The sequence below is a fragment of the Micrococcus sp. LASM2_SD2 genome, from assembly GCF_057364565.1.
Genome location: NZ_JBNFOB010000248.1, coordinates 1 through 3,243 on the forward strand (window position 1 = coordinate 1; position 3,243 = coordinate 3,243).

At 74.0% G+C, this 3,243-nt stretch carries 4 protein-coding genes; all 4 read right to left on the reverse strand.

What is annotated here, in order from left to right; genetic code table 11:
- Positions 1-859: chorismate synthase (aroC, locus tag AC2W7A_RS10810; RefSeq protein WP_485991356.1), on the reverse strand; the 859-nt coding region annotated here is incomplete at its 3' end.
- 129 nt (positions 860-988) lie between these two features.
- A complete protein-coding gene (locus AC2W7A_RS10815; protein WP_485991357.1) occupies positions 989-1,909 on the reverse strand; it encodes a shikimate dehydrogenase family protein in 921 nt (306 codons plus the stop codon).
- Positions 1,910-1,967: 58 nt separating this feature from the next.
- Positions 1,968-2,177 (reverse strand): endolytic transglycosylase MltG, encoded by a 210-nt coding sequence (locus tag AC2W7A_RS10820; protein WP_485991358.1) that lies wholly within the window; start codon positions 2,175-2,177, stop codon positions 1,968-1,970.
- A partial coding sequence (locus AC2W7A_RS10825) for an endolytic transglycosylase MltG (RefSeq protein ID WP_485991359.1) occupies positions 2,132-3,243 on the reverse strand: 1,112 nt, incomplete at its 5' end. The genes AC2W7A_RS10825 and AC2W7A_RS10820, both read right to left, overlap by 46 nt.

The following is a 3,243-nucleotide window of genomic DNA, read 5'->3' on the forward strand; positions in this document are numbered from 1 at the left end:
CGTCGGCGCCGCGGACGATCGCGTCGTGGGCGTCGCTGCCGCGGCGCGACGCGGTGTCGAACCCGTCGCCCACCTCCACGCCCTTGATGGCCTGGATGCCCATGAGGGCGCCGGCCAGGCGGGCGTCGAGGCGGCGGTCCCAGTGCACATGGGAGCCGAGGCCGACAGGCAGCCCGTAGGCCAGCACCTCGACGACGCCGCCGAGGGTCTCGCCCTCCTTGCGGGCGGCGTCCACCTCCGCGACCATCGCGGCGGAGGTCTCCGGGTCGATGCACCGCACCGGGTCCTCGTCCAGCCGGGTCTCGTCCTCAGGGCGTGGGAACGCACAGCCGGCCGGCAGGGAGACGCCGCCGAACGCGACGGTGTGGGAGACGATCCTCACCCCGAGCTCGGCCAGCATGCTCCGGGCGACCGTGCCCAGGGCCACGCGGGCGGCGGTCTCCCGGGCGGAGGCCCGCTCGAGCAGGGGGCGTGCCTCGTCGAAGCCGTACTTCTGCATGCCGGTGAGGTCCGCGTGGCCGGGGCGCGGCCGGGTGAGCCGGGCGGCGCGGGCCAGGCCCTCGAGCTCGGCGTCGTCGACCGGGTCCGCGGACATGACCTTCTCCCACTTCGGCCACTCGGTGTTGCCGACCTGGATCGCCACCGGGGAGCCCAAGGTGAGCCCGTGGCGGACACCGCCGAGAAGGGTCACCTGGTCCTGCTCGAACTTCATGCGCGCGCCGCGGCCGTAGCCGAGGCGGCGCCGTGCGAGGGCGTCCTGGATCGCCTCCGTGGTCAGGGGGATGCCCGCGGGCAGTCCCTCGACGATTCCGGTCAGAGCGGGTCCATGCGATTCACCCGCGGTCAGCCAACGCACCATGCCCGGCAGTCTCTCACGGTCGCCTCCCGACGACGGCCCCGTGCCCGCGCATGTCTGCTCTCCGGACATCGTGGTCCAGGATGTGGGCGGCACCGCCCTGATCCGTCGGACACGTCCGCAGCCGGCCGGTCAGCTGCGGGCAGGCAGACCGATCGCCCGTGCCATCACGGCGGTGACCTCGGTCCAGTCCGCCTGCTCGACGCGTTCACGCAGCGCGGGTTCGGCGCCGTGCACCACGGCAGCGGCGGCGAAGAGGCGCACCTGCTCCACCGCCTGGTAGAGCAGCATCTCCAGCCCCGAGACCACGGCACCACCGGCGGCCTGCCAGGACCGTGCGATCGCGGAGGGCCACGGGTCGTAGGCGGCGTCCAGCAGCGGGGGCGGCACCACCTCCCCCGCATCCGCCACCTCCTCGGCCAGCGGGTCCGCAGCGCGCGGCGGCAGCGTGCAGACCACGGCGGCGAGGTCACCGGCGGTGCGCGTCAGCTCGTCCAGTCCGTGCACGTCCGCGGCGAGTCCGCAGTCGCGTGCGAGATCCTCCAGCGGGGCGGCGCCGCTCGGGGCTGCGGACGAAGAACGCCACCCGGCCGGCGTCCAGCAGGGAGCCGCGAGCACCGCCGCGGCCGCCGTGCCGCCGTTGCCGACCACGCCGACCGTCTCCGCGCCGGTCAGTGCGGGCAGGCCGGCGAAGCGCAGCGCCCCTGTGATCCCCTCGACGTCCGTGTTGTGCGCCCAGGGACCGGCCCCGTGCTCGGGGTGGCCCCACACGAGGGTGTTCGCGGCGCCCAGCAGCTCCACGCGCGGGGAGCGGGTCGCGGCCGCCGCGGCCACGGCCTGCTTGTGGGGCATGGTCACGGAGAGCCCGACCCACGGAGCGGATGCCGCGGTGCCGTCGGCGCAGGCGGCGAGGAACCCCTCCAGCTCCCCAGGCTCGAGGTCCCTCCGCCCGTAGTCCAGCGGCAGGCCCAGGTGGGCGTAGGCGGCGCGGTGCAGCGCCGGGGACAGCGAGTGGGCGATCGGATGTCCGATCACGGCGGCGTGGCGGTGCATGGCGCTCCTCTCCTGCCGGACGCCCGGCCGCCGGCGAGGTGCGGCGGCCGCGCCCGGCTCAGCAGATGTCCGGGTTCTCGCGGCAGTAGGCCCGGTACTCGTCCTGATACTTCCGGTGCTGCTCATAGGTCTTCGCGAACTTCGTCTCACCGGTGGAGATGTCCACGGTGACCCAGTAGTAGAAGTCGTTGTCCTGCGGCTGGGCGGCCGCGTCGATCGCCTTCAGGGACGGGGCGCCGATCGGCCCGGGAGGCAGGCCCTTGTGCACGTAGGTGTTGTACTCGTTGGACGCGTCCTCCGCTCGGCGGAGGAGAACTGCAGCCGGCGCTCGCCCAGGCCGTAGATGACGGTCGCATCGATCTGCAGCAGGCCGTGCGTCTCCCGGTTGTCCGGCTTGAGGCGGTTCTCGATGATGCCCGCCACCACCGGGTAGTCGTCCGGCAGGGCCTCGGCCTCCACGATCGAGGCGATCGTGACGGCGCGGAACTGCTCGTCCTCGTCCGTGACCCCCATCTTCTCCAGCTCCGCGAAGGTCGGCTCCACCAGGGCCCGGACCATGTCCTCGGCGGAGTCCTTGACCGGGAGGCGGTACTCGCCCGCGGCGAGGTACCCCTCGACCGTCTTCGCCTGCTCCGGCAGGCCGAACCGCGTGGGGTCCTCCACGGCGGCCGCGAACGCGGCCCGGTCGTGCGGGGTCGAGGCGGCCAACTCGTCCAGCACCTCCGGCAGCCGCTGGCCAGGGTTGACCACCACGTAGGCCACCGCGGCCCGGGAGGCGCCCTGCAGGGCCTCCACCGCGTCGGCGGCCGTCATCCGCTCCTGCAGGTCATACTCACCGGGCTGCATGTGCTTGCCCGGAGACATCTCCGCGGCCTCCTGGAACGCTCGCGAGCGAGCGATGCCCGCCTCCTCCAACCGGCGGCCGATGAGGATCGCCCCCTCGCCGCTGTTCACGGTGAAGGTGACCTCGTCGCCGGACGTCCTCGCGTAGTCCTCCGCGTCGCCGGGCAGCAGCCCGCCGATCACCCGGGTCACCAGGGTGCCGATGAGCAGCACCAGCACGCCGATGATGATGACACCGCGGATCTGCCGGGACCTCCGGCGCCGGCGGCGCTCCGCGGCCACGGGGTCCTCTCCGCCCGCAGCGCCGTCATGGTCGTCCGCGGCCGGGTCGTCCCCGAACAGGGACCAGCCGGCGTCGTTCGGGTCGTCCTCACCCGGCACCTCGCCGGGGGCGTAGAGCTCTTCGTCACGACGACGGCCCCCGCCTCCGGTGCGACCGTCACCGGTGCGTGCGTCGCCGACCGCCGCGGCACCGGCCGCTGCGGCACCGG